At 71.0% G+C, this 23548-nt stretch carries 20 protein-coding genes; 7 read left to right on the top strand and 13 right to left on the bottom strand.

The window, feature by feature from the left end; translation table 11 throughout:
- The first annotated feature begins 12 nt into the window (after positions 1 to 12).
- The gene (locus F6W97_RS07070) at positions 13 to 786 is read left to right on the top strand and encodes a hypothetical protein (RefSeq protein ID WP_155369299.1); all 774 of its coding nucleotides are present in this window, start codon (positions 13 to 15) and stop codon (positions 784 to 786) included.
- 106 nt (positions 787 to 892) lie between these two features.
- Here F6W97_RS07070 and F6W97_RS07065 read toward each other — a convergent pair whose 3' ends face one another.
- Both F6W97_RS07065 and F6W97_RS07060 read right to left on the bottom strand, forming a co-directional pair.
- On the bottom strand, positions 893 to 1111 hold the full coding sequence (locus F6W97_RS07065) for a DUF397 domain-containing protein (protein WP_120321590.1): 219 nt from the start codon (positions 1109 to 1111) through the stop codon (positions 893 to 895).
- Complete coding sequence (locus F6W97_RS07060; protein ID WP_155369298.1) at positions 1081 to 1965, bottom strand: helix-turn-helix domain-containing protein; 885 nt, start codon at positions 1963 to 1965, stop codon at positions 1081 to 1083. The genes F6W97_RS07065 and F6W97_RS07060 overlap by 31 nt, the downstream gene beginning before the upstream one ends.
- 382 nt (positions 1966 to 2347) lie before the next feature.
- Between F6W97_RS07060 and F6W97_RS07055 the strand changes: the two genes are divergently transcribed.
- Both F6W97_RS07055 and F6W97_RS07050 read left to right on the top strand, forming a co-directional pair.
- Positions 2348 to 2665 (top strand): hypothetical protein, encoded by a 318-nt coding sequence (locus F6W97_RS07055; protein WP_155369297.1) that lies wholly within the window; start codon positions 2348 to 2350, stop codon positions 2663 to 2665.
- Positions 2666 to 2837: 172 nt separating this feature from the next.
- Complete coding sequence (locus F6W97_RS07050) at positions 2838 to 3161, top strand: hypothetical protein (RefSeq protein WP_155369296.1); 324 nt, start codon at positions 2838 to 2840, stop codon at positions 3159 to 3161.
- Positions 3162 to 3231: 70 nt separating this feature from the next.
- Here F6W97_RS07050 and F6W97_RS07045 read toward each other — a convergent pair whose 3' ends face one another.
- Both F6W97_RS07045 and F6W97_RS07040 read right to left on the bottom strand, forming a co-directional pair.
- Entirely contained in the window at positions 3232 to 4047 is an 816-nt protein-coding gene (locus tag F6W97_RS07045; RefSeq protein WP_155369295.1) for a PASTA domain-containing protein, read from the bottom strand.
- 165 nt (positions 4048 to 4212) lie between these two features.
- Positions 4213 to 4890 (bottom strand): PASTA domain-containing protein, encoded by a 678-nt coding sequence (locus F6W97_RS07040; protein WP_196279006.1) that lies wholly within the window; start codon positions 4888 to 4890, stop codon positions 4213 to 4215.
- Between the two features lie 97 nt (positions 4891 to 4987).
- On the opposite strand from F6W97_RS07040, the gene F6W97_RS07035 reads away from it, so the two are divergent.
- Positions 4988 to 6226, top strand: a complete 1239-nt coding sequence (locus F6W97_RS07035) for a hypothetical protein (RefSeq protein ID WP_155369293.1) — start codon at positions 4988 to 4990, stop codon at positions 6224 to 6226.
- A 58-nt stretch (positions 6227 to 6284) separates the two neighbouring features.
- On the opposite strand, the gene F6W97_RS07030 is transcribed toward F6W97_RS07035, so the two are convergent.
- Both F6W97_RS07030 and F6W97_RS07025 read right to left on the bottom strand, forming a co-directional pair.
- Positions 6285 to 7532 (bottom strand): CapA family protein, encoded by a 1248-nt coding sequence (locus F6W97_RS07030; RefSeq protein ID WP_230686464.1) that lies wholly within the window; start codon positions 7530 to 7532, stop codon positions 6285 to 6287.
- Between the two features lie 52 nt (positions 7533 to 7584).
- The gene (locus F6W97_RS07025) at positions 7585 to 9060 is read right to left on the bottom strand and encodes a glutamate--cysteine ligase family protein (RefSeq protein WP_155369292.1); all 1476 of its coding nucleotides are present in this window, start codon (positions 9058 to 9060) and stop codon (positions 7585 to 7587) included.
- Between the two features lie 157 nt (positions 9061 to 9217).
- Between F6W97_RS07025 and F6W97_RS07020 the strand changes: the two genes are divergently transcribed.
- The gene (locus F6W97_RS07020) at positions 9218 to 9688 is read left to right on the top strand and encodes a MarR family winged helix-turn-helix transcriptional regulator (protein ID WP_230686463.1); all 471 of its coding nucleotides are present in this window, start codon (positions 9218 to 9220) and stop codon (positions 9686 to 9688) included.
- Between the two features lie 287 nt (positions 9689 to 9975).
- Here the strand turns inward: F6W97_RS07020 and F6W97_RS07015 are convergent, their stop codons facing one another.
- Positions 9976 to 12441: an ATP-binding protein gene (locus tag F6W97_RS07015; protein WP_155369290.1), complete on the bottom strand. Its 2466-nt coding sequence runs from the start codon at positions 12439 to 12441 to the stop codon at positions 9976 to 9978.
- Between the two features lie 264 nt (positions 12442 to 12705).
- Here F6W97_RS07015 and F6W97_RS07010 point away from each other — a divergent pair, with 264 nt between their 5' ends.
- The gene (locus tag F6W97_RS07010) at positions 12706 to 13509 is read left to right on the top strand and encodes a hypothetical protein (protein ID WP_155369289.1); all 804 of its coding nucleotides are present in this window, start codon (positions 12706 to 12708) and stop codon (positions 13507 to 13509) included.
- 106 nt (positions 13510 to 13615) lie between these two features.
- On the opposite strand, the gene F6W97_RS07005 is transcribed toward F6W97_RS07010, so the two are convergent.
- From F6W97_RS07005 to F6W97_RS06980, 6 genes are all read right to left on the bottom strand, one after another.
- Positions 13616 to 14761: an acyl-CoA dehydrogenase family protein gene (locus F6W97_RS07005; RefSeq protein ID WP_155369288.1), complete on the bottom strand. Its 1146-nt coding sequence runs from the start codon at positions 14759 to 14761 to the stop codon at positions 13616 to 13618.
- Positions 14762 to 14772: 11 nt separating this feature from the next.
- A complete protein-coding gene (locus F6W97_RS07000; RefSeq protein WP_155369287.1) occupies positions 14773 to 16293 on the bottom strand; it encodes an acyl-CoA carboxylase subunit beta in 1521 nt (506 codons plus the stop codon).
- A 269-nt stretch (positions 16294 to 16562) separates the two neighbouring features.
- A complete protein-coding gene (locus tag F6W97_RS06995) occupies positions 16563 to 17459 on the bottom strand; it encodes a chaplin family protein (protein ID WP_196279005.1) in 897 nt (298 codons plus the stop codon).
- 374 nt (positions 17460 to 17833) lie between these two features.
- Positions 17834 to 18631 (bottom strand): hypothetical protein, encoded by a 798-nt coding sequence (locus F6W97_RS06990; protein ID WP_155369285.1) that lies wholly within the window; start codon positions 18629 to 18631, stop codon positions 17834 to 17836.
- Positions 18624 to 19118 carry a SigE family RNA polymerase sigma factor gene (locus F6W97_RS06985; RefSeq protein WP_155369284.1) on the bottom strand — a complete coding sequence of 165 codons (495 nt, stop codon included), beginning with the start codon at positions 19116 to 19118 and terminating at the stop codon, positions 18624 to 18626. The genes F6W97_RS06990 and F6W97_RS06985 overlap by 8 nt, the downstream gene beginning before the upstream one ends.
- 90 nt (positions 19119 to 19208) lie before the next feature.
- The gene (locus tag F6W97_RS06980; RefSeq protein WP_155369283.1) at positions 19209 to 20123 is read right to left on the bottom strand and encodes a hydroxymethylglutaryl-CoA lyase; all 915 of its coding nucleotides are present in this window, start codon (positions 20121 to 20123) and stop codon (positions 19209 to 19211) included.
- A gap of 176 nt (positions 20124 to 20299) precedes the next feature.
- On the opposite strand from F6W97_RS06980, the gene F6W97_RS06975 reads away from it, so the two are divergent.
- On the top strand, positions 20300 to 23533 hold the full coding sequence (locus F6W97_RS06975) for a S8 family serine peptidase (protein ID WP_155369282.1): 3234 nt from the start codon (positions 20300 to 20302) through the stop codon (positions 23531 to 23533).
- Positions 23534 to 23548 lie beyond the last annotated feature (15 nt).

Raw genomic sequence — 23548 nt, 5'->3', positions numbered from 1 at the left:
GGGGGAACCACCATGGCTGCTGAACCGGCGTCCACACCATTGCCGTCCCAGGTCACGCCGGCGCAGCTCATCGGCGAGATCAGCCGGCTGGTACGGCAATTGCCGTGCCCGCACTGCGGCCAGGAGGACGCCGGCTCCACGCGAGCCCACTACCAGGCGCTGGTCCCGGCCGCCCGGGAGCCCTACGACGACGTCGCCCCGCTCGATCCGCTGGACGAGATCGGCGACGAGGAACGCTGGCTGTGGCGGCTGGTCGAGGAGGCCGAGCGGGTGGCCGAGGCGGCGCCGCCCGGACCGGACCCGCGCCAGGTCGCGCTCGCCGAGCAGCGCTGCCTGGAGGCCTACGAGGCCGAGCAGAAGGTGCAGGCGCGCATCCATGCGACCATCGCCGCGCTGGCCCAGCCGTCGTCCTGGCTGCGGCCACGCCATCGGGCCGCGCTCGCCCGGCATCTGCGCGAGGACCGGTCCGCCGCCGTGCTGACCGCGATCCAGCGGGGGCGGATCGAGGAGATCCGCGGGCGGCTGCGTGCGGTCTCCAACCGGCGGGCGGACTACCTCACGATGCATCGCGCCACGCTGGAGGCCGGGCGCAACGCGCGGGTGGAGCTGACCCGGGTGCTCGACGACCTGATCGACCGGTACGCCCGGATGACGCAGCCGCCCGCCTGGTTCAAGTTCGGGCTGGACTACCCACCGGAGCCGGGTACCCGCCGGGAGTGGCTGCAGCAGGCCCGCGAGACCATGATCGAGCGGCGGCGGGCCAACCTGCACAGGGTTTTGCTCTAACGGGCCGGCACGGCAAAGGACCCCCTTCGGCGCCTTTGAGGGTGGCGCGAAAGGGGGTCCTTCGCAAGCATGATCCAGAGTTGTCGGCCCCGGGCGCGGGTCCGACCTAGAGATCGAACTCCCCGTCTTTGGCACCCTCCACAAAAGCGTCCCACTCGTCCGGCGTGAAGATCAGTGCCGGACCGGTGGGGTTCTTGGAGTCGCGCAGCGCGATCGCACCACCCACGAATGCGACTTCAACACAGTTGTCGCAGTTCGGTCCACTCCGTGTGCTCTTGTACCAACGTGCTTCGCTCAGATCGACTCGAAACCCCTTGGTCTCGATTTCCATAGTGGCTCCTCCGCCAGTTGTGCGATCAGCTCGGCGGACTCCTCGGGGCTCAACGCAGCCCTCCGGATGTTCTCGAAGATCTTGGTGTACTTCCCCAGCTCGTCGTTTTTCTCCAGGAAGAGTCCCCCGGTCGCATTCTCCGCGTAAACGACATCTGAGTCACCCTGTTCGGGAAACTCCAGAATGGCGAAAGTACCGTCCATACCGGCGTGTGGACCTGCCTCGAACGGCAACACCTGCAAGGTCACGTTAGGCCACGAGGTTGCTTCGGCCAGTAGTCGAAGCTGGTCTCGCATAACCTTGTCGCCGCCCACGGGCCGGCTCAACACCGACTCATCGAGCACCACCTGAAACCTGATCGCATCGTCTTGTCGCGTGAGCAACGATTGACGGCCCATCCGGACACGGACACGATTCATGATCGCTTCTTCGTCCCAGTCCGGCCAGGCGCCGCGAATCATCGCCTCGGCATACTCAGCTGATTGCAGCAGGCCGGGGACAACCTGCTGTTCGTACGCGCGGATGGAGCTGGCCGCGGCCTCCAGTCCGACATAAGCGCCCACGAGCACGCTGCTGTACGGATGCCACCAGCCCTTCTGCCGTGCCTCCTTGGCGATCTCCACGAGCACGTCGACCTCGTCGGTCGGCGTGCCGTAGATGGTCAGCATGTCGCGGACGTCGCGACTGGTCACCGAGCTGTGCCCGGTCTCGATCCGCGAGATCTTGGACTGTGAGCACTCCATCCTCTCGGCCACGAACTCCAGCGTGATGCCGGCATGTTCGCGCCGCTTGCGCAGTTCGGCGCCGAGTCTTCTTCGGCGCACGGTCGGGCTCTGTCGGGTTGTCACGGCGCACCTCCGCGACGCACGTCGGCGGAGGCACGAAGTCGGTGCCCCCGCCCGGTGGAATTGCATATGTCGTGTTGCGAGTCTGCTCCGACGATCGGCGAATCTTCAACCGGCCGAACGCACAGAGGGTGCGACACGACATCACTGGGCTGACCGACACCAGCTTGTCATATACCGGACGAAGGACACCAGAGCGCATACGCACTTTGCAACTTGCATTCAGCAAAGTCTTCCGGCACAGTGTCTGTTATGGCCCTCGCTGTGCTGATCTTCCGTTTTCATGATCACGCACGGTGGGCGGAGCTTCACCTCTAGCGTTCAACGAGCGACTCCCGAATACGTGTTGTCCATATCGCACCGGTACGAGAGAGCAGGAGAAAAGGTGACTCCCCAAGCCGGCGACATCCTCCACGTCACTCGCGAAGCCAGCGTCCAGTTCCTCCGCCCGATGATGTTCCGGGTGATCCGCGTGCACGACTGGCCGACGTACGAGGGCTGGGTCTGGCTCGACGGTTACCAGCTCAACGCTGCCGGTGACGCGGTGGAACGGCGCTCGATCTTCGTACAGCGCGCCGGCCTGCGTATCGTGCCCGACAACAGCGCCGCGGCCCGCGCCCGCACGTCGCCCGCACGGGCCGGCCAGCGTCCTTCGCTGAGCCGCACCCCGCACCTGCGCCCCGCGACCGCCGGCGCACGCTGAGAATTTCTCGCGATCCGCCTCCGGTCGGCCCACACCGGATCTACGCTCGAAGAACCCTAGTTGAACGACGGTGGCGACTCGCCCGGCCGAATGCGGTCCGCAGGCGGCCGCGACGAGTCTCTATCGTCTGCCTCCGCGTGGCACGGCACCCGCTCACCCGGGGGACGGCGCCATGGACATCAGAACGATCGCTTCTGGACGTGAGCCCAGGGCGACCATTCCACATCGGTCCCACCGGCTGGCCGCACTGTGCGGTGCGGCGCTGGCAGCGGCGTTCTTCACGCCGGTGCCGGCCACGGCCGGAACGACCGAGGTGCGGTCCGCAACGGTAGCGGACGCATCCATCGCCCGGCAGGCACCGGCGCCCGCCGCAGTCAGTGCCCATTCGGTGCCGTCTGAGCTGATGGCACACTCACTCATCTCCACCGGGATGATCGGCATCGGTCTCGCGCTGGGCGGGATCGTCATCGTCACCCACCGGCGCCGCCAGTGGTGACGACCGCTCTCCCGAAACAGAACGCGCCCATGCCGTATGACGGCATGGGCGCTGTTCACGTGCAGGACGGTCAGTCGCCGTCCGGGCTCGGGCTCTCCTCCGGGCTGGGGCTCGCCTCGGGGGACGGGCTGGCCGGCGGCGCCGAGGCCACCACGATGGTCACCGTCGATCCGGGTTCCAGCAGCGTGCCGGGTTCCGGTTCCACGTCCACCACGGTGCCCGGGTCGGCCTCGTCGGTGACGCGCTCGGTGATCCGCGGGTTCAGGCCCACCGCGTTCAGCGCGTCGATGGCCTCCTGCTGCGACAGGCCCACCAGGTCGGCCGGCACCGGGACCGCCGACGCCTGCGGTGACGGCGACGCCGACGGGCTCGGCGCGGCGCTGCTGGGCGCGGCCGAGGTCAGCGCAGGGCTCGGTGAGCTGCTCGGGGCCGGCGTCGGTCCGCTGCCGCGCAGCGCGAACCAGGCACCCACCCCGAACAGCGCCAGCAGCAGCAGCGCGATGCCGATGATGATCAGAGGTGCCCGCCAGGTGCGCTCGCCCTCGCCGTACTCGACGCCCGGCGGCGGGGTGGCGTCCCGCATCGGCCGGGGCTCCCGCTCGGGCACACCCGCGCGGCCGGTCCAGACGTCCTGAGCCGGCATGACCGAGGTGCGCTCGTCCGGCGGCACGGAGCGGCCGCCGACCGGCGGGATCACCGAGGTCGGCTCGTTACCCGTCGGCGTCGCGGCAGGCCCGCCCGCGGGCAGCACGGTCGTCGCGTCGTCACCGCGCCCCCCGCCCGCGGGCAGCACGGTCGTCGCCTCGTCGCCCTGCCCGCCGGCCGGCAGCACCGTCGTCGGCTCGTCGCCGGGCGCGGGCCGCTCGTCCGCTCGGTGAGCAGGCATCGGGGCGGTCTCATCGGGTGGGGGCGACCAGGGGTCGCTCCCGCTCGCTGCCGGATCGCTGTCGTCGTGCCGCTGCTCATCGGACATGCTGAGGTCCTACCACGTCGACGGGTCGGTTACGCCTTACCGGGTGCGTGGCGCACCGGAGCAGGCCAGGCACCGTCATCAGCCCGCGGCCGGGGACGGTGGTGCGGCCGTCTCGCAGGTGAGCGAGACCTCCGTGTTCCACTTGAGCTTCGTGCCGGCCTCGGCGCTGGCCGCGGTGACCGTGCCGACCTTCTCGGCCGGATACGGCCCGACCCGCAGGCCTGCCGCGACCACGGCCTTCTTGGCCTCCTCGCAGGACGTGCCCACCAGCGTCGGCACGTCCACGTCGACGGTCGAGCCGGCGACGAAGATCTTGATGCTCGTACCCGGGCGCACCGGGGCGTCCGCGGCGGGCTCGGTCTTGACGATGGTTCCGGGCTCGCCCTCCTGGTCGAAGACGACGTTGACGGTCACCTTCAGTTCCGTGATGAGGTGGCGGCGGGTGCCCTGGAACTCCTGGCCTAGCACGTTCGGCATACGCGTGCCCTCGGGAGCCGCCGAGGTGCTCGGCTCGACCGTCGGGGTGGGCGAGGGCAGCTCGCTCGGGGAAGGGCTGGCCTCCGCCGATGCCACCACACTCGGGGTGGGGGTGACCTGGGCGTTCGGGTCGCCGTCGCCGGCGACGAACCATCCGATCGCGAGCCCCGCGACGGCCAGCAGCACGGTCGCCGTCGCCAGGATCGCGATGGTGCCGGGGCTGAACCCACGTGGTCGCTGCGGCGTCAACGGCGCCGTCTGTGCCCACGGGTCGGTCATGATGGTCTCCTCTTTCGGGTACGCCCGGCGAACGCTACGCCGCAACGAGAGTAAACCGTTCACACGAACCGCCCTCGCATTGCTATACGCTCGCGTCATGTCACTTCAGGGCCCGGGTACGCGGCTGGGACTGAGCTCCGTCGCCGTCGCGGTGGGAGTCGCCGCCGCAGCGGGAGCAGCACAGTTGGGCGTCGGATACGGCTTGGGCGTCTTCTCCTGGGTCCCCACCGTGCACGGCGGGGACGAGGCCGCCTGGCTGGCGAGTCTGGCCTGGACGGTGTGGATTTCCGCCCTGTCGGTGGTGCTCGGTGCCGTAGTGGCCGATCGCGTCGGCCAGCCGACTGTCCAGTCGTCGACAGCGGTCCGCGTGCTGCGCCGCGCCGCGCTGTCGATCGCGGCGGCACTGGGTGGTCTGGTCGTCGTCGCGCTGACCGCGGTGCCCGCCCGGGTCGCCGAGCGTGCCGACACGTTCGCCCCGCACCTGATCGTCGGCGGATACGCCATCGCCGGGGTGCTGCTCGGCCTGTTCATCTCGGTGGCCGCCCTGGTCGCCCGCTCGATCGCGGCCAACGTGCTGGCCACCGGCGGCTGGTTGTGGCTGCTCGCGGTCACCGCGGTGGCCGACGGCATCGCGGCCGGGCGCCAGACCGTCGTGGCGCAGCTCGGCTCCTGGCCGGTCACCACCGACGGGCCCTGGTTCCGCAGCGTCTACCTGCCCGGCGCGGCCATCGCCGCGCTGGCCGCCGTGGTCATCGGGTTCCTCGCCGCACTGCCCGCCGCCCGCCGCCGGGACGGCCAGGCTGGGGTCGCGCTCTCGGGCGCCGCCGGCCCGGCCCTGGTCGCCGTGGCCTACCTGCTGGCCGCGCCGAAGCTGACCGGCGCGCTGCCGGAGCAGCTCTCCGCCCATCTGGTCGCGCCCTACGCCGTGTTCGCCGGCCTGATCGGCTCGGTGCTGGCGCTGGTGCTCTGCAGCCCGCGCCGCCCCCGGCCGGTGAAGGCGGCGACCGCGCCCGTCCCACCGCAGTACACCGGTGCCGACGCCACCCCGGCTCCGGCCGTGCCAGCGCAGGCCACCCCGGACAAGAGCGACGCGGACAGGACCGGATCGCTCAAGGACACCTCCGGCAAGGAGGCGTCGGGCAAGGCCGCCTCCGGCAAACCGGCCTACGGCAGGGCCTCCGTCGCCAAGGCCGCCCCGGCGCAGGCCGCCGCCGAGAAGCCGGCGGACGAACCCACCGCTGACGTGCCGGTCAGCGACACACCGGCCGGCACGGGCGACGCCGTCTCCCCCACGGCTGGCCCGCCCAGCCCGAAGCAGCCCCGCAAGAAGCGCTGACCTGCCCTGATCGGCACGGCCCTCCCGGCAGTCGGGCGGCCCGTCACGACAGCTCGGCTCAGCGCACCACGACCAGGCCGACGCTGCCCGCCCCACGCGAGCGCAGCACCCGGGCGGAGCGCTCGCCGCTGGCCCGGCAGGCCGCGCGGCGGGCCGCCGGACACGCAGTCACCAGCAGCACCCGGGCCGGACCATCGTTGAGCTGCATGTACGTCGGCAGCGCGGCGACCGCGGAGACGGTGAACCGGCCCGGCGCGGTCTCCACGAAGGTGAACCTGCTGATCACCCCGTCGCGGGTGTCGTCGGAGAAACTCTGGTTCGACACGTGGTTGCCCATGCCGTACGCGACCCAGCGCCCCGCGATCCGCTCGAACGGCTGCACCACGTGCGCGTGGTGGCCCAGGATCAGGTCCACCGCGCCGTCCCGGAGCAGCTGCCGTGCGACGGCCACCTGCTGCTCGTTCGGGCGGTGCTGGTACTCGGTGCCCCAGTGGATCGACACGATGACGACCTCGGCCCCGGCCTGCCGGGCCCGGCCCGCCGCCTGCCGGACGCGCGCCGGATCGAGGGCGTTGACCAGCCAGTCCTTGCCCTTCGGCCGGGTCAGGCCGTTGAACGAGAAGGTGTAGGACAGCAGCGCGACCCGCACTCCGCGTACCGTGACGATGGTGGGCTTGTCCTGCTCGGCCCGGCTGCGGGCCATGCCCGCGTGGGCGATCCCGGCCGCGTCGAGGGCGGCGAGCGTGCGCCGCACCCCGGCCTCGCCGCCGTCCAGGGAGTGGTTGGACGCGGTGGAGCAGGCGTCGTAGCCGGTCTGCTGCAGGGCGGGCACGATCTGCGGCGGAACCTTGAAGATCGGATAACCGGTGAACGGGCCCTGCGGGCCGCCCAGCGGCGTCTCCAGGTGGCAGACGGCCAGGTCGGCCGACTCGATCACCGGGCGCACCCCCTTGAGCAGCGGCGCGAAGTCGTAGCCGCGGCCGCCCGCGTCCCGCTGCGCCTGCCGCCACAGGCCCCCGTGCAGCAGCACGTCGCCGCTGCCGACGACGGTGAACGAACGCGGCACGAACGGCCCGCCCACGGGAGCAGGCGAACCGGTCGCCGGGCTCGGTGAGGGCACCGGGGACCGGCTCGGCGCGGGCTGCGGCACCGGCACGCTCGCGGCCGGCAGGACCTGCGTCGACGAAGGCCGCGGGGCTCCCCCGGGCAGCCACGGCGGCAGCGCCACCGCGGCGACCACAGCCGCCAGCGCGGCCAGCGTCGCCGGCAGCGCCCAGGGCCGGGCGTCATCACTGTCACCGGTCACGGCTGCACCCTCCCCCGAGGTCGACGGTCACACCATCCGCTGTCAGGCCGAATCAGCCCACGGGCCAGGTGTGCACCGGTTCGTTGGTGCGCTGGTGTTCGGCGTACCGGCCGACCATGGCGCGCAGCGCCGCGGGCCGGGTCGCGCCGGCCGCCTCCAGCGCCCGTACCGTGGCGACCTGCCAGGTGGAGCCGTTGCGCCCGGTGAGGCAGCGCTGCTCGATGATGCCCAGCAGGCGGTCGCGGTGCGCCGGGTCGACGCCGAACCGGTCGAGCCCTTCGGCGGCCTTCGGCAGCAGCATCTCCAGCACCAGGTCGGTCACCCGGATCTCGCCGAGGCGCGGCCACCAGACCGGTGCGGCGATGCCGCGGCGGGCGGCGGCGTGGAAGTTGTCCTGCGCCACGCTGAAGGGCAGCTGCGTCCAGAGCGGACGGTCCTCCTCCACCAGCGCACGCACGAGTCCGAAGTAGAGCGCGCCGTTGGCCAGCATGTCGACCACGGTCGGGCCCGCGGGCAGCACCCGGTTCTCCACCCGCAGGTGCGGGCGGCCGCCCATGATGTCGTACACCGGCCGGTTCCAGCGGTAGATGGTGCCGTTGTGCAGCCGCAGCTCGCCCAGCCGGGGCACGCCGCCGCTGTGCAGCACGGCCAGCGGGTCCTCCTCCTCCGCGATCGGCAGCAGCGGCGGGAAGTAGCGGACGTTCTCCTCGAACAGGTCGAAGATCGAGGTGACCCAGCGCTCGCCGAACCAGACCCGGGGGCGTACGCCCTGGGCCTTCAGCTCGTCCGGGCGGGTGTCGGTGGCCTGCTCGAACAGCGCGATCCGGGTCTCCGACCAGAGCTGGTGGCCGAACAGGTAGGGCGAGTTCGCCCCGACCGCGACCTGCACCCCCGCGATGACCTGCGAGGCGTTCCAGTAGGCGGCGAACTCCGCGGGCGAGACCTGCAGGTGGAACTGCAGGCTGGTGCAGGCCGCCTCGGGGGCGATGGAGTCGGTGCGGATGCGCAGCCGGTCCGCTCCCCTGATGTCGACGCCGATCTGCTCGCCCCGGGCGGCCAGGATCTCCTCGTTGAGCGAGCGGTAGCGCCCGTTGACGGACAGGTTCTCGGTGACCGTGTGGTCGGTGGTGAGCGTCGGCAGGATGCCGATGGTGAGGATCGCGGCGTCGTGCTTGCGGGCGTGTGCGTCCGCGCGGCGCAGGCTCTCAATGATCTGCTGCTCATACAGCACCAGCCCGTCTTCCGAGATGAGCCGCGGCGGGACGTTCAGCTCCAGATTGAACCGTCCGAGTTCGGTCTGGAACTGGGGATCGGCCAGGTCGCGCAGGACCTCCTCGTTCACCATCGTCGGCAGGTGGTCCGCGTCGACGAGGTTCAGCTCGATCTCCAGCCCGGTGGTCGGATGGTCGTGGTCGAAGCTGAAGTCGTTGAGCATCAACGCGAACACGTCCAGGCAGCGTCTCACCTTCTGGCGGTAGTGCTCCCGTTCCTGGCGGGTGAACGTCTGCAGCGAAACGTCCTTGCCCATGAGCCCTCCCCGACACACGGTCACCAAACGAACCCTCAGAGTACGGTTCGCGGGCGACAGTCGTATCGGGTGGTCGTCCCGATTGGCACACCCGTCGTCCCACTCTGCGGGAAACGAAGGGCAACAAATGTGCCATCTCTCCATATACGATGCGCAAATGGAGCTACTCGAGGATTCGAGGCTCACCGCCATGGGCCTTTTGACAGAGGCGTACACCAGCCTCAACACCCTCTGCGCGGAGCAGCTCGCCGCGCACGGCCTGGCACCCGTCGAGTTCGAAGTGCTGCTGCGACTGGCCCGCTCTCCCGAACGACGGCTGCGCATGACCGACCTGTCCCGACAGACCTCCATGAGCACGAGCGGGGTGACCCGCATGATCGACCGGCTCGAGCGGGAGGCCCTGGTCTGCCGGGTCCCCTGCGACATCGACCGGCGCAGCTCGTTCGCCGCCCTCACCAGCAAAGGCCTGGCCCGCCTGCAGGAGACCGTTCCGGGCCACCTGGAACTGCTTGACGAATGGCTCATCGGCCCACTGACCCAGCGCCAACTGCAGGGCTTGCTCGTCGGCCTGCGCGTGGTGCGCGACGCGGTCCGCCCGGAGGCGACCGCCGGCATTCATGACCAGTGACGATCCCATGCCGCGGGCAGTGCTGCCGCTGCGGCAGAACCGGCGGCAGAAGTGCCGAAGTCGCGCCAGAAAGGACGGTTAAAGCCCCGAATCGGGTGAACCGGGCTGCTAGCGTCATGGCCCTGTGGAGGACGGCCGGGCCGACACGGTTGTCGGCGGTCCTGCACGGGGCTGCATCGGCGCGGGCGGAGACGGCGGGGGGCGCGGTTCGCTTCGGCGGCCGCGGAGGGACATCATCCGTCGGGGGGCCGCCCGCGCCGAACGCAGCTTCCGGGCTCCGCCACCGGTCAGAGGTGGCTGAGCAGTTCCAGCGTTCGCGGCGTGAGCGAGATGCCCGTGCTGTCCCGCAGCTCATAGAGCCGGGTCACCACCTCGGCCGGCTCGTCGCTGGTCGCCGCCAGCCCGACCAGGGCCTCCATCATGTCCCGCCGGTCGTTGAGGCCGCTGGTCAGCCGTGCCGCCGCCGCGAACCACGAGGCCGCGAGCGTGCGGTGCCCGCGCTGCCAGGCCACCGTCGCCTCGATCATGGCGCAGTACCAGTCCTCCTCGGGCTCGACCGAACCTGGCACGTCGAATCCGGGGTCCGGCTCGTCCTCCAGCATCGCGCGGATGTCGGCCAGCGTCTTGTCCGCCTCCTCCAGCCGCCCGCCCTGGGCGTACGCCAGCCCCACCACGCCCACCAGCCGCCGGCGCTCGCCCGGATTGCCGACCTCGGCCAGCATCTCCACGGCCTGCTGCCCCACCCGCACCGCCTCGTCGTAGCGGCCGTCCAGGCGTAGCACCTCGGCCAGGTTGGCCCGCGCCAGCGCGCGCAGTTTGTGCTCCCCGGACCGCGCCGACAGCCGGTCCACCGCGGCCAGCCGCCGCTGCGCCGCGGCGAGATCACCCTCGCGCAGGTCGTGCCAGATCAGGTTGTGCTGGGCCACCGCCATGTCGTTCACCCGGCCGGTCCGGGTGGCCAGTGCCAGCGTCGCCTCGCCGTGGCGGCGGGCGTCGTCGTACTCCCCCGCGCTCTGGTGCACGAACTGCAGCACCCCGCGCGCCGCCAGCTCCCCGGTCACATCGCCCACCAGCAGGAACGCCGCCAGTGCGGTCTCGCCGCGGGCCAGCTCGGCCCGGCCCGCGCCGTGTTCGGCCGCGAGCTGCACCACGCCCAGGTTCGCCCAGGCGCGCACGATCGGGTCGGCGTCGGCGGTACGCGGGTCGTCGAGCAGCCGCAGCAGCCACTGCCTGCCCTGCTGGTCCCGGCCGCGGAAACGCCACCACCGGGGCAGCTTCGAGGCCAGGCACAGCGCGGTGTGCGGATCGTGCTCGGCGGAGTGGGCCAGCGCCGCCCACAGGTCGCTGGCCAGGTCGTCGAGCCGGGCCACCGCCGCGGCCAGGGTGGACCCCACCATCGTCGGGGCGGTGCGGGCCGCGAACCGGGCGAAGACCACTCCGTGCCGGCGGCGTGCGGCGGCCAGCTCGCCGGCCACCTCGGCCTGCTCGGCGGCGTACTCCTTCACGACGTCCAGCAGCACGAAGCGGAACGCCCCCGAGCCGCGCACCTGCACCAGGCCCAGTTCCACCAGCCGTTCCAGCACGGGCACCACGTCGACCTGCGGGCCGAGCAGCTCCTCGGCCAGCTCGACGGACCAGCGGTAGCCGAACACGGCCAGCCTTCGCAGCGCCTCCCGCTGCGCCGGCTCCAGCAGGCGGTAGCTCGCCGTCACCACGTCGCGCAGGGTCACCAGCGGCGGCGAGGCGGCGACGTCGGCGCTGCCCAACTCCAGCAGGCGGTTGCCGTACCGGGCGAGCATCTCGGCGGGGTCGAGCACCCGGCCCCGGGCGGCGGCCAGCTCGATCGCCAGCGGCAGCCCGCCGAGGCGGCGTACCAGCGTGACCAGCGCCTCGACCTCGACGTCAGCCGACGAGCGGCGCACCTGCCGCCACCGGGCCAGGAAGAGCGCGCTCGCCGGGTGCCGTTCCGCCTCGGCCAGCGTGCGTGTTCCGGCCGGAGGCAGCGCCAGCGGGCCCAGCGGCCACACCTGCTCGCCCGCGGGACCGAGCGGGGCCCGCGCCGAGGCGAGCACGCGCAGCGCGGGGGCCTGCGCGAGCAACTCGCCCAGCACGGTCCGGAAGGCGTCCGGCGACCGGTCCACCGCGTCGATCATGAGCAGAACCGGCTGCTCCAGCCGGGTCGGCAGGTCAGCGGGGCGGTTCACGCCGAGGACCGCGCAGACGACGTCGCGCACATCGGTGACGGTGTCGCCCGCCGCGATGCTGATCGCGGCCACCCCCGCCGGGAACTGCGGCTGCACCAGATGGGCGACGCTCAGGGCCAGCGCGCTCTTGCCGACCCCGGCGAGGCCCACCAGCGTGGTGAGCCCCGGCTGGGCGACCAGGTGTGCCGCCAGCGCGGCCGACTCCTCCGCCCGGCCGTAAAGCTCGGGCGGCGCCGGCAGGGTGAACGTCGCGGGCCGCGGGGGCGGCTCGGGCCGCTGCTGGGCCTGGCCGCGTGCGGCCGTGTAGAACTCCGTGGCCGGGTCGCCGGTCAGCCCCAGCGCGCCGACCAGCAACTCGACCGTGCTGCGCTGCGGTCGTGAAGCCCGGCCGTGCTCCAGGTCCCGGACTGTGCGCACGCCGAGCCCGGCCCGCGCGGCGAGTTCCGACTGGGTCAGCCGCGCGGCGTCCCGGTGCGCGCGAAGGAGCGCGCTGAAGGAGGCCGCCGACGTGTCGGCGGCCTCAACGGGAACCGGGTGACCTGGGACCATGGCCGCAAAGACTACGCATCCGAAACCGAACGTGGGAGTCGAGCGTCTACTTTTTGGCGCACTCACCGGGCATGACCGGTGTCACACCGCAACCTTTCCGCCGACCGGCCGCGTGCCGGGCCCGAGCGGCACTGTCCGACCGGCGACAGGCCGCAACCGGATCGCCGCCCATCGAGTGTCTTCAGTCACCGGGCCGTCACGGGGCGGTCCGGTATACGACGGGGACCTCGGCCGTGCCGCGGTCGACCGGTGGAAGGAGCGCTCATGACCGCACCGAACATTCCGTGGCGCGTGCTGGCCGTATCAGCGCTGGTCGCAGCGCTGGCCGGGGGCTGCGACCGGCCGGGGCCCCCGCCGGTCACCGCGCCGGCGTCCGGCACGTCGCAAACGCTCGCCCCGGCGAGCCCGGAGCCGACCGGGCAACCGTCCGCGCAGCCGTCGCCCGAGCCGCCTGCGGGCGGCCGCTGCCTGGACACCTACCCGGGCCTCATCGCCGACGCGCTGTTCCTGCCGGGCACGTTCACCGAGGACCGGGGCGAGCTCTGCTATCACGTCCGGCCGGCCCCGCCCGGCGAGCCGGACCCGGCGGGGTACGACATCCTGCCGCGGGTGTGCGCTACGGGCACGCTGCCCAGCGAGGCGCTGGTCGCCGACCGGCGCGGCGGCCGCCGGCTGTGGAACAGCAGCAGCACCCCCGGCGAGATCTCCACCGACAGTTACGACCACACGGTCACCCGCTATTCGGCCGGCGGCGCCCGGAACTACCTGGCCGACCTGCGCGCGGCCGTGAACCGCTGCGGCTCCTACACCCGCGACGGCGCCCGCTACGAGTACTCCCTGGTCACCGCGCCGAAGCTGGGCGACGAGTCACTGCGGCTGGTACTGCACCACCGCTACCTGCAACCGCAGGAGGCCTCACCCCGAGAGGCGCGATACCTCATCGCCGTGATCCGCCGGGGCGACCACGTGGCCGTCGTCTTCGACCACGGCTGGGAAGGCACCCCCACCCGCACCGCCGCCATCACCACCGTCTTCACCGACGCCGCCCGCCTCCTCCCTACGCCCTGACCCGGCCGTTCCCCCGCACAACTCTTGAGGAGTCGTGCCTTCCGGACCGCCGGAAAGGCGCGACTCCTCAAGAGTTGCGGCAGGAGAAGGGGCGCGGGGGGCAGGGTCAGCGGAGGCCGAGGTCGCGGGCGATGATCATGCGCTGGATCTCGGAGGTGCCTTCGCCGATTTCGAGGATCTTGCTGTCGCGCCACATGCGGGCGACCGGGAACTCGTTCATGAAGCCGTAGCCGCCGTGGATCTGCGTGGCGTCCCGGGCGTTGTCCACCGCGACCGTACTGGCGTGCAGCTTCGCGATTGCCGCCTGGCGCTTGAAGTCCTCGCCGGCGACCAGCCGCTGCGCCGCGTCGCGCCAGGCCAGCCGCGCGGTGTGGGCGCGCGTCTCCATGTCCGCGATCATGAACTGGATGGCCTGGTACGACCCGATCGTGTGCCCGAAGGCCTCACGCTGCGACGCGTACTTCAGCGACTCGTCGACGCAGCCCTGGGCCAGGCCCGTGGACAGCGCGGCGATGGCGATCCGGCCCTCGTCGAGGATCTGCAGGAACTGCGCGAAGCCGCGGCCCCGCTGCCCGAGCAGGTTCTCCACCGGCACCCGGCAGTCGACGAAGGTCAGCTCGTGGGTGTCCGAGGAGCACCAGCCGACCTTGGAGTAGCCGGGCGCGACCGTGAAGCCGGGCGTGCCCGACGGCACGATGATCGAGGAGATCTCGCCCTCGCCGGTCCGCGCGGTGACGGTGACCAGGCTGGTCATCGTGGTGCCGGAGTTGGTGATGAACGCCTTGCTGCCGTTGATGATCCACTCGGTGCCGTCCTCGGACAGCCGGGCCGTGGTCCGCGTGCCGCCCGCGTCGGAGCCGGCCCCCGGCTCGGTGAGGCCGAACCCGGCCAGCGCCTCGCCCTTGATCAGGGCGGGCAGCCAGCGCTTCTTCTGCTCGTCGCTGCCGAATCGGTAGATCGGCATCGCCCCCAGCGAGATGGCCGCTTCCAGCGTGATGGACAGCGACGAGTCGACCCGGGCCAGCTCCTCCAGCACGATGCACAGGGCGAGGTAGTCGCCGTCCATCCCGCCGAACTCGCTGGGGAACGGCAGCCCGAACAGCCCCATCTCGCCCATCTGGCGGACCAGGTCGTACGGGAACTCGTGCCGCTCGTACAGGTCGCCGATCACCGGCGCCACCTTGTCCTGGGCGAAGCGCCGCACGGTGTCGCGCAGTTCCCGGTGTTCCTCGGACAGCCCGAAGTCGGTCATCACGGCCTCTCTCAAACAGGAGTCACGCCGTGTCGGCGGCGTGAGAAGTGACGGTCCTTGCCCTGTGCGGCGCGGTACCGCTGGATGAGCTCGTCGCGGAGCCGATCGGGCTCCACGATCGAGTCGATGACCAGCTCGCTGGCGAGCCGGACCAGGTCGATGTCGGTCTCGTACTCGGCGCGCTTGGCGGCGATGAACGCCTCCCGCTCGGCCTCGTCCTCGATCGCGGCGATCTTGTTGGCGTAGACGGCGTTCACCGCGGCCTCGGCGCCCATGACGGCGATCTTGGCGGTGGGCAGCGCGATGGTCGCCTCGGGCATGAACCCTGGTCCGGCCATGGCGTAGAGGCCGGCGCCGTAAGCCTTGCGCACCACGACGCAGATCTTCGGCACGGTCGCCTCGCTGATCGCGGTGACCATCTTCGCGCCGTGGCGGATGATGCCCTGCCGCTCGACCGCGCTGCCGACCATGAAGCCGGGCACGTCGCACAGGAACAGCAGCGGCACGTTGAACGCGTCGCACAGCTGCACGAACCGGCTGGCCTTGTCCGCCGAGTCGACGAAGAGAACGCCACCCTTGTGCAACGAGTTGTTGGCGACGATGCCTACGACCTGGCCGTCGAGGCGGCCGAAGCCGACCGTCAGCTCCTTGGCCCAGCGCGCCTGGATCTCGAAGTACTCGCCGCCGTCGAGCAGGCCCTTGACCAGCTTGCGCATGTCGAACGCGCGGCGCTCGCTCTCCGGCACGATCGCGGCCAGGTCCGTCTCCGGCGCGGGCAGCGAATCCTGCACGGGCGGCTGCTCGGTCCAGTTGGCGGGCAGGAAGGACAGGTAGCGGCGGACCACGCCGAGCGCCTCGTCCTCGTCCTTGCACAGGAAGTGGCCGACGCCGGACTGCTCGGTGTGCACCTTCGCGCCGCCCATCGCCTCCAGCGTCGTCTTCTCGCCGGTGACCATCTCGACCATGCGGTCCGAGCCCAGGTACATCGAGGCGTTGCCGTCGACCATGGCGACCACGTCGCAGAACGCGGGGATGTAGGCGCCGCCCGCCGCGCTCGGCCCGAACAGGGCGCACACCTGCGGGATGCTGCCCGAGGACTTCACCTGCTGGTAGAAGATGTTGCCCGCGCCCCGGCGGCCGGGGAACAGGTCGACCTGGTCGGTGATGCGCGCGCCGGCCGAGTCGACCAGGTAGACCATGGGCACGCCCTGGCCGTAAGCCCGCTCGATGATCCTGATGATCTTCTCGACGGTGCGCGCGCCCCAGCTGCCGGCCTTGACCGTGGAGTCGTTGGCCATCAGGCACACCGCCCGGCCGTCGATGGTCGCCTGGCCCGTGATCACGCCGTCGGCGGGCAACCCGTGCGCCAGCGCGTTGGCGAACATCCCATCCTCGACGAAAGAGCCCTTGTCCACCAGCCGGGCGATGCGCTCGCGCGCGAACAGCTTGCCCTTGGCCTCGTTGGCCTGGTGGTACTTCGGCGCCCCACCGGCCCCGATGCGCTCTCTCAGCTCATCAAGTCCCTCGTGCATAACGCGCCTCTCCTCCCACCGGGCACAACCTGAACGATCGTTAGGCTACCACCATGTGAGACGCGCCGCTTCCCCCCGTCCGCCGACCCACCGGCGCCCCCTGCCGCAACTCTTAAAGAGTCGCGGCCTCAGTCGGCCCCGGATGCGGCAAGTCTTTAAGAGTTGCGGCAGGTGGGGGGCAGGGCGGCGGGCGGCGGGCGGGTAGGCGGCGGGGTAGGCGAAAGGGCCGGCGCGCGTCCGCGCCGGCCCTTTCTGGTGGGGAAGATCGTTCAGCAGAAGTTCGCGGTCGAGCCGCCGACGCTGGACGCGTTGGCGTTGCCCAGCAGCGCGCCCACGGCCACGCCGGAGACGTCGATCGGCGCCTGGACCGGCACGAACACCTGGTTGCCGCTCAGGATCCCCGAGTTGCCGAAGGTGTTCCAGTTCAGGTCGCAGGTGCTCGGCGCGGCGTGCTGCCACTTCTTGCGTGCATTCATCAGCTGCTGCTGCTGCGCCTGCTTGGCGCCGATGCCGACGCTGGCGCTGGTGTTGCCCACCGCGCTGGTCAGGCCACTGGTCAGCCCGTTGATCGGCAGCAGGCCGGTGATGACGTCCAGCGGGGAGCTCTCCGCCACGGTGCTCTCGATCGGAGCCGCCGTGGACACGAAGTCCTTCGTCTTGTTCTTGCCCTTGTGCTGGTGCCAGCTCGGCTCGCCGTAGGGCTGCGGGTACGGGTCCTCGTCGGTGTCCTCGCCGGGCTGGCCGGGCAGGTTGGCCTCGGAGCCACCGACGCACCACGCGTTGGCGTTGCCGAGCACGCCGACCCCGACGCCGCAGGCGTCGATCGGGACCTGGATCGGGGCCAGCACCTGGTTGCCGCTCAGGACGCCCGAGTTGCCGAAGGCGCTCCAGTCGGTGGCCAGGGCGTCCTCGCCGTAGTTGGCCTCGCTGCCACCGGTGCAGCTGGCGTTGGCGTTGCCCAGGATGCCGATGGCGATCCCGCAGATGTTGATCGGGGCCTGCACCGGCAGCTTGATCTGGTTGCCGCTGCCGATGCCGCTGTTGAAGGAGGTGTTCCAGTTGTCAGCCGCGTGCGCGCCCGTACCGCCGACGAGCAGCACGCCGGCGGACAGGACGCCGACCTTCACGGACGTCTTGGTCCACGTGCCCAGCGAAGTCGCAGTCATGTGAATCGCAGTGCCTTTCGATCTGGAATTGCCACGGGGAGATGCAGTGTCTTGCCATGTCACGGCTACTTTTCGTAGCGACCTATGTGCACGATGAGCGCGCCGGAGCACGGTCACTCCGGCTGTCGACGTGCGCTCGTGGTCACCTGAATCGGCTCGTACAAATAGGGCATTTATGACATCGCAAGGGTCAACGAGCCTGCCATTCGCCGGACACGGATCAACCGTCCGATCTCCAGGGGTGCCGAATGCCATTCCTGGCACGAATTATTCCTTATGTCCGATTTGATCTACTTCTGGAGTTCAGTAACAGTCGGAAAAGCGACAGGGAGTGACCGACGGTCACTCCCTGTTCGCATTGCATCATCGCGATTTCAGCAGACCGCCATCGTCGCGCAGATCCTTTCCGCCGCCCGGACAGCCAGCTGCCGCACCTCGGCAGGCGACGTGCCCTCCCGGTTGTGGATCACGGCATACACCGCGCCGACCCGGAACGTGGCATACAGGAAGGTGCGGTCGGGCTTGTCCGGCATCTTGACCACGAAGGTGACCAGCAGGGACTCGTCTCCGGCGAAGCCGGTCTCGGAGATCGTGAAGGAGTGGGTGAACCCGCCGCCCATGTCGAGGAGCGCACAGTGCTCGAAGCCCGCCCGGTCATGGGCCAGTTGCTGGGCGGCGAGCTCAGCCGAGGCGTAGCCACCCACCCATTGGGTGTATTCCGCGGTCTGCCGGGCCGGGTCGAGGCGGTACGCCGCCGTCCGGCGGACCGCGTACCCGGCGACCGGGGCCTTCGGGGTGCCGTCCCACATCCCTTCGGACTGGCACCGGGCCACCGAGTCGTACCTCGGGTCGTCGACCTCGCCCGGCATCAACTCGACGCCCGCGCCGATGTCGGCCGGCGTGAGCAGCGCGGTGGACGGGATGTCGCTGACACCCGCCGACGCGCTGACCTGTGGCGATGCGCCCGGCTGCGGTTCAGCTGAGCCGCCGCCGAGCGCCATGGCCGTGCTCACGCCGGTCACCACCAGCAAGACCGCGGCCGCGCCCGTGGCGGCCGTCCGTACGAGCCGCCGCCGGTCGCCGCGACGCCGGATCTCGGTGGGCGAGGCCCACGCCACCGGTGGGAGTTCTGCGCCGAATCCGGCGAACTGCTGATCGAGATCATCACGCATGGCGGCGTCCCGTCGTCTCGGTACGGAGCAGGGGGGCGAGTGCCTGGCGGCCGCGGGAGAGCCGGGCCTTGACGGTGCCCTCGGCGACACCGGTCTCGGCGGCGATTTCCGCGACGGACCGGCCCGCGAGGTGGTGCAGCACGATGGCCCGGCGCTGGTCCTCGGGTATGCCGCGCAACGCGGTCACCAGTGCCACGGTGTTCTCGTCCGGCGCTGGAGCGGCCGGCTCCGCGCCGTGCCGGCGATGGGCGGTCAGCGCGGACTTCGTGCGCCGCCAGCGGCTCACCGCGATGCGGTACGCGACGGTGCGGACCCAGGCCTCCGGGTCGCCGTAGTCGCCGATCCGGCCCCAGTGCTGCCAGGCCCGGGCGTACGCCTCCTGCAGCACGTCCTGCGCGTCCTGCAGGTCTCCGTTGACGGCATAGACGTACCGCAGCACCCGCTGCCTGCTGCTCAGGTAGAACTCGTCGAACGAGGGTGGCGACATCCAGGTCTCCCGTTGGTGGCTGTCATGTCACCCACCAGTCACGCCTGCGACCACCCCGCGGTTGCGAACGATTTTCGGCGTACCTTGACGTCAGCTCACCGTGCGGCTGCGCGGGCCCGCCCGCAGCACTCCGGAGGGCAGCTCGCGGCCGACGATCTGCTCGGCCAGCCGGGCCGCCTCGATCAGCTTCTCCAGGTCGATCCCGGTGTCGACGCCCATGTCGTGCAGCATGTGCACGACCTCCTCGGTGGCCACGTTGCCCGACGCGCCCGGCGCGTACGGGCACCCGCCCAGGCCGCCGACGCTGGCGTCGTACTCGGTGATGCCGAACTCCAGCGCCGTCAGGATGTTGGCCAGGCCGGTGCCGCGGGTGTTGTGGAAGTGCAGCAGCATCGGCACGTCCGGGTGCCGCTCGCGGACGATCGACAGCAGCTCGCGTACCCGGCGCGGGGTGCCCATCCCGGTGGTGTCGCCGAACGCCACCCGGTCCGCCCCGTCGGCGACGACCCGGTCCACGATCGCGGCCACTCGCTTCGGATCCACGTCCCCCTCGTACGGGCAGCCGAAGCTCGTCGCGATGATCACCTCGGCGGTGGAACCGCCCTCGTGCAGCGCGGGGATGAGCTGGGCGATCTCGTCCAGCGACTCCTCGGTGGCGCGGTTGATGTTGCGGCGGTTGTGCGTGTCGCTGGCCGACACCACCACCTCGACCTCGGTGAACCCGCCGGCCAGGGCCCGCTGGGCACCGCGCAGGTTGGGCACCAGGGCGCTGTAGCGCACCTTCGGGTCGCGGGCCGCCGTGCTCCACACCTCGTCGGCGTCGGCCATCTGCGGGATCGCCTTGGGGTGCACGTATGACACGGCCTCGATGCGGCCGACGCCGGTGGCGCTCAGCGCGTCGATCAGCCTGACCTTGTCGGCGGTAGGCACGGGGTCCTCGTTCTGCAGCCCGTCACGCGGGCCCACCTCACGAATCGACACCCGGTCCGGCAGCACAGCAACCATGCGGCCACCTTAACCCTCGTTAACCTCGCCTGCCCACCCCTCCCCTGACCTCGCCGTTTGCTGAACCTTCACAAGGATTTGAGGTATTCACTCATTTCTCTGCACAACGCATCGACCATTCGACGCGTCTCTACGAACGACAGTCCAAGGCGGACTGATCGATCGGACGGAGGAACATGCGATCCAGCAGAGGAACGAGGGCATTGCTGGCCGGGGGGATCGCCGCCGCGCTGCTGATGGCCGCGCCCGGCACCGCGGGCGCTGAACAGGCCGCCTCACCACAAGCGGCGCGGGCCGCGCTCGGCAACGCGAAGACGCAGACGGTGGCACTGATCACCGGTGACCGGGTGTCGGTGCACGGCAACGGCCGGATCAGCCTGACGCCGCGCGACGGCGTCACGTACCGCAGCTACCGAGTCAAGGACCACCAGTACGTCATTCCGTCCGACGCGGTGCCGCTGCTCGCGGCGAACCGCCTGGACAAGCGGCTGTTCGACATCACCGAGCTGCTCGCGGTCAAGGCCGCGCGCAAGACGACGCTGCCGCTCATCGTCTCGGGCGCGAGCGCAGCCCCCGGCCTGACCGCCGAGCGCAGGCTCCCGGCCGTGAAGGGCTTCGCGGCCGAGGTTGCGGAGGAGTCCCTGGCCACACAGTGGCAGGCGACCCGCAAGGCGAGCACCGGCAAGATCTGGCTGGACGCCGTACGCAAGCCGGCGCTGGACGTCAGCGTCCCGCTGATCGGCGCACCCGCGGCCTGGTCGGCCGGGTTCGACGGCACCGGCGTCAAGGTCGCCGTGCTCGACACCGGCGTCGACATCACCCACCCCGACCTGGCCGGCAAGATCAGCGCCCGGCAGAACTTCACCGAGGGTGAGGAGGACGACCTCGACCGGGTCGGCCACGGCACGCACGTCGCCTCGACCATCGCGGGCAGCGGGGCCGCCTCCGGCGGCAAGTACAAGGGTGTCGCCCCCGGTGCGTCGCTGTTCGACGGCAAGGTCTGCGTCGAGTACGGCTGTGCCGAGTCGTGGATCCTGGCCGGCATGCAGTGGGCGGCCGAGTCCGGCGCCGACGTGGCCAACATGAGCCTCGGCGGAACCAACACCCCCGAGATCGACCCGCTGGAGCAGGCCGTCAACGACCTGACCGCGCAGTACGGCACCCTGTTCGTTATCGCGGCGGGCAACTCCGGTGCGGACGAGACCGTCGGCTCCCCGGCGACCGCGGAGGCGGCGCTGGCCGTCGCCGCGTTCACCAAGACCGACGAACTCGCCGACTTCTCCAGCCGGGGCCCCAGCGCCGACGGCTGGACTGTCAAGCCCGAGATCGCCGCGCCCGGCCAGGACATCGTGGCCGCGCGTAGCAAGGACGGCTTCCTCGGTGAGGCCGGCCAGCAGTACATGCCGCTGTCCGGCACGTCCATGGCCACCCCGCACGTCGCGGGCGCTGCGGCGCTGCTGACCCAGGTGCACCCCGAGTGGACCGCGGCACAGCGCAAGTCCGCGCTGATGGCCTCGGCCAAGCCGTCCGCCGACATCGGCGTGTTCGCGCAGGGCGCCGGGCGGGTGGACGTCGCTCGCGCGATCACCCAGCAGGTGACCACCAGCCCGGCGTCGGTCACGTTCGGCCTGCAGGAGTGGCCGCACGAGGACGACGACGTGCGCACCAGCACCGTCACGTACCACAACGGCGGCAGCTCGGCGGTGACCCTGCAGCTCGCGCTGACCGGGGCGCCCGCCGGGATCTTCGCGCTCAGCGCCGACACCGTCACGGTGCCGGCCGGCGGGGACGCGTCGGTGACCATCAGCGCCGACACCCGCCAGGGCGGCGACCTGACCGGCGGCATCGGCGGCCGGATCACCGCGACCGCGTCGGGTGTCTCCGTGCAGACCCCGTTCGGCGTGGTCCGCGAGGAGCTCAAGCACACAGTCCACGTCACCGCCACCGAGCGGGACGGCGACGCGGCCGAGAACGCGTTCACGGTGCTGTTCGACTTCCAGAACTTCCGTGACTACATCGTGGCCGGGACGGGCGGCGACCTGCGCCTGCCGCCGGGCAAGTACTTCGCGTTCAGCTGGATCGACGAGGAGAACGGCGACAGCTTCTCCACCACCCAGGTGGTGTACCCGCTGTACACCGTGAGCGGTGAGCAGTCGCTGTCCATGGACGCGCGTGGCGCCGGCAACTTCGACGTCACCGTGCCCGACCCGAAGGCCGACGTGCTGCTGGCCGCCTACGACGTCAACATGTCGTACGGTGACGCCGGCATCGGGGTCGGCGTGCTGGCCGACGCGTTCGCCAACGTGTACGCCAAGCAACTCGGCCCGAAGAAGGTGGCCGGTCTCAGCTCGGCGCTCACCGGCACCCTGGCCGAGGTCGACGAGGAGGGCAACCCGGCCCTCTCGCCGACCGCGTACAACCTCGGCTGGTACAAGGGTGACGGCATGCTGACCGGCCTGGTCAAGCACCTGCGCTACAGCGACCTCGCCACCGTGAAGGCCACCCACGCCGTGCTCGACAAGGGCACCAACGGCGTGAAGCTCAACTTCATCGCGCCGCCGGACGGCGGAGGCGGCTGGGCCACCGGCTGGCCGGTGCCGCTGCCGTTCACCCGCACCGATTACTACGCGGGCAACGTGCCGTGGCAGGTCGAGTTCATGGTGGAGAAGCCCGCCGTGGGCGACGACTGGCCCGAGACGGTGTCCGACAACAGCGCCAAGGCGGACTACAAGGCCGGCAAGACCTACCACGAGCAGTGGAACAAGGGTGTGTTCGGGCCCAGCGTGGCGCCGTTCTTCCCCGGTGACGTGCCGGCGGAGCGCACGGGCGACGCCATGTACGTCGGTCCGGCGCTGCTCGGCGACGGGCAGGGCAGGGCGGGCTTCGGCCAGATCACCAGCGGCCGGGGCGCGCTCTACCGCAACGGCGAGCTGATCGCCGAGGCCACGGACGGGCCGTACGCCTTCATCGAGGAGGTCGACCCGGCCAAGGCGTCGTTCCGGTTCGACGGCAGCCTGGAGCGCGACTCCCGGCTCACCACGAAGATGTCGGTGAGCTGGACGTTCCGTTCGGGCCACGTGGACGGGTCGGCGTCGCTGCCGCTGACCGCGGTCGCCTTCGCGCCGAAGCTGGACGAGAACAACGTCGGCAAGGCCGGCGGCCTGGGTGTCTACCCGGCGACCTTCACCCAGACCGCAGGCTCCGGCCGCGTGGTCAAGCTGTCGGTGAAGGCGTCGTACGACGACGGCAAGACCTGGGTCAAGGTGCCGGTGCTGTGCTTCGGCGGCGACTGGGTCGTCATGGTGGCGCACCCGAGGGCGGGCGGCTTCGTGTCGCTGCAGGCCTCGGGCGCGGACTCGAAGGGCAACACCTTCGACCAGACCGTGATCCGGGCGTACGAGATCCGCTGATCACATCATGAAGAA

The organism is Catellatospora vulcania, from assembly GCF_009720385.1.
Lineage (GTDB): Bacteria > Actinomycetota > Actinomycetes > Mycobacteriales > Micromonosporaceae > Catellatospora > Catellatospora vulcania.
This window is presented reverse-complemented; position numbering and strand designations above follow the sequence as displayed.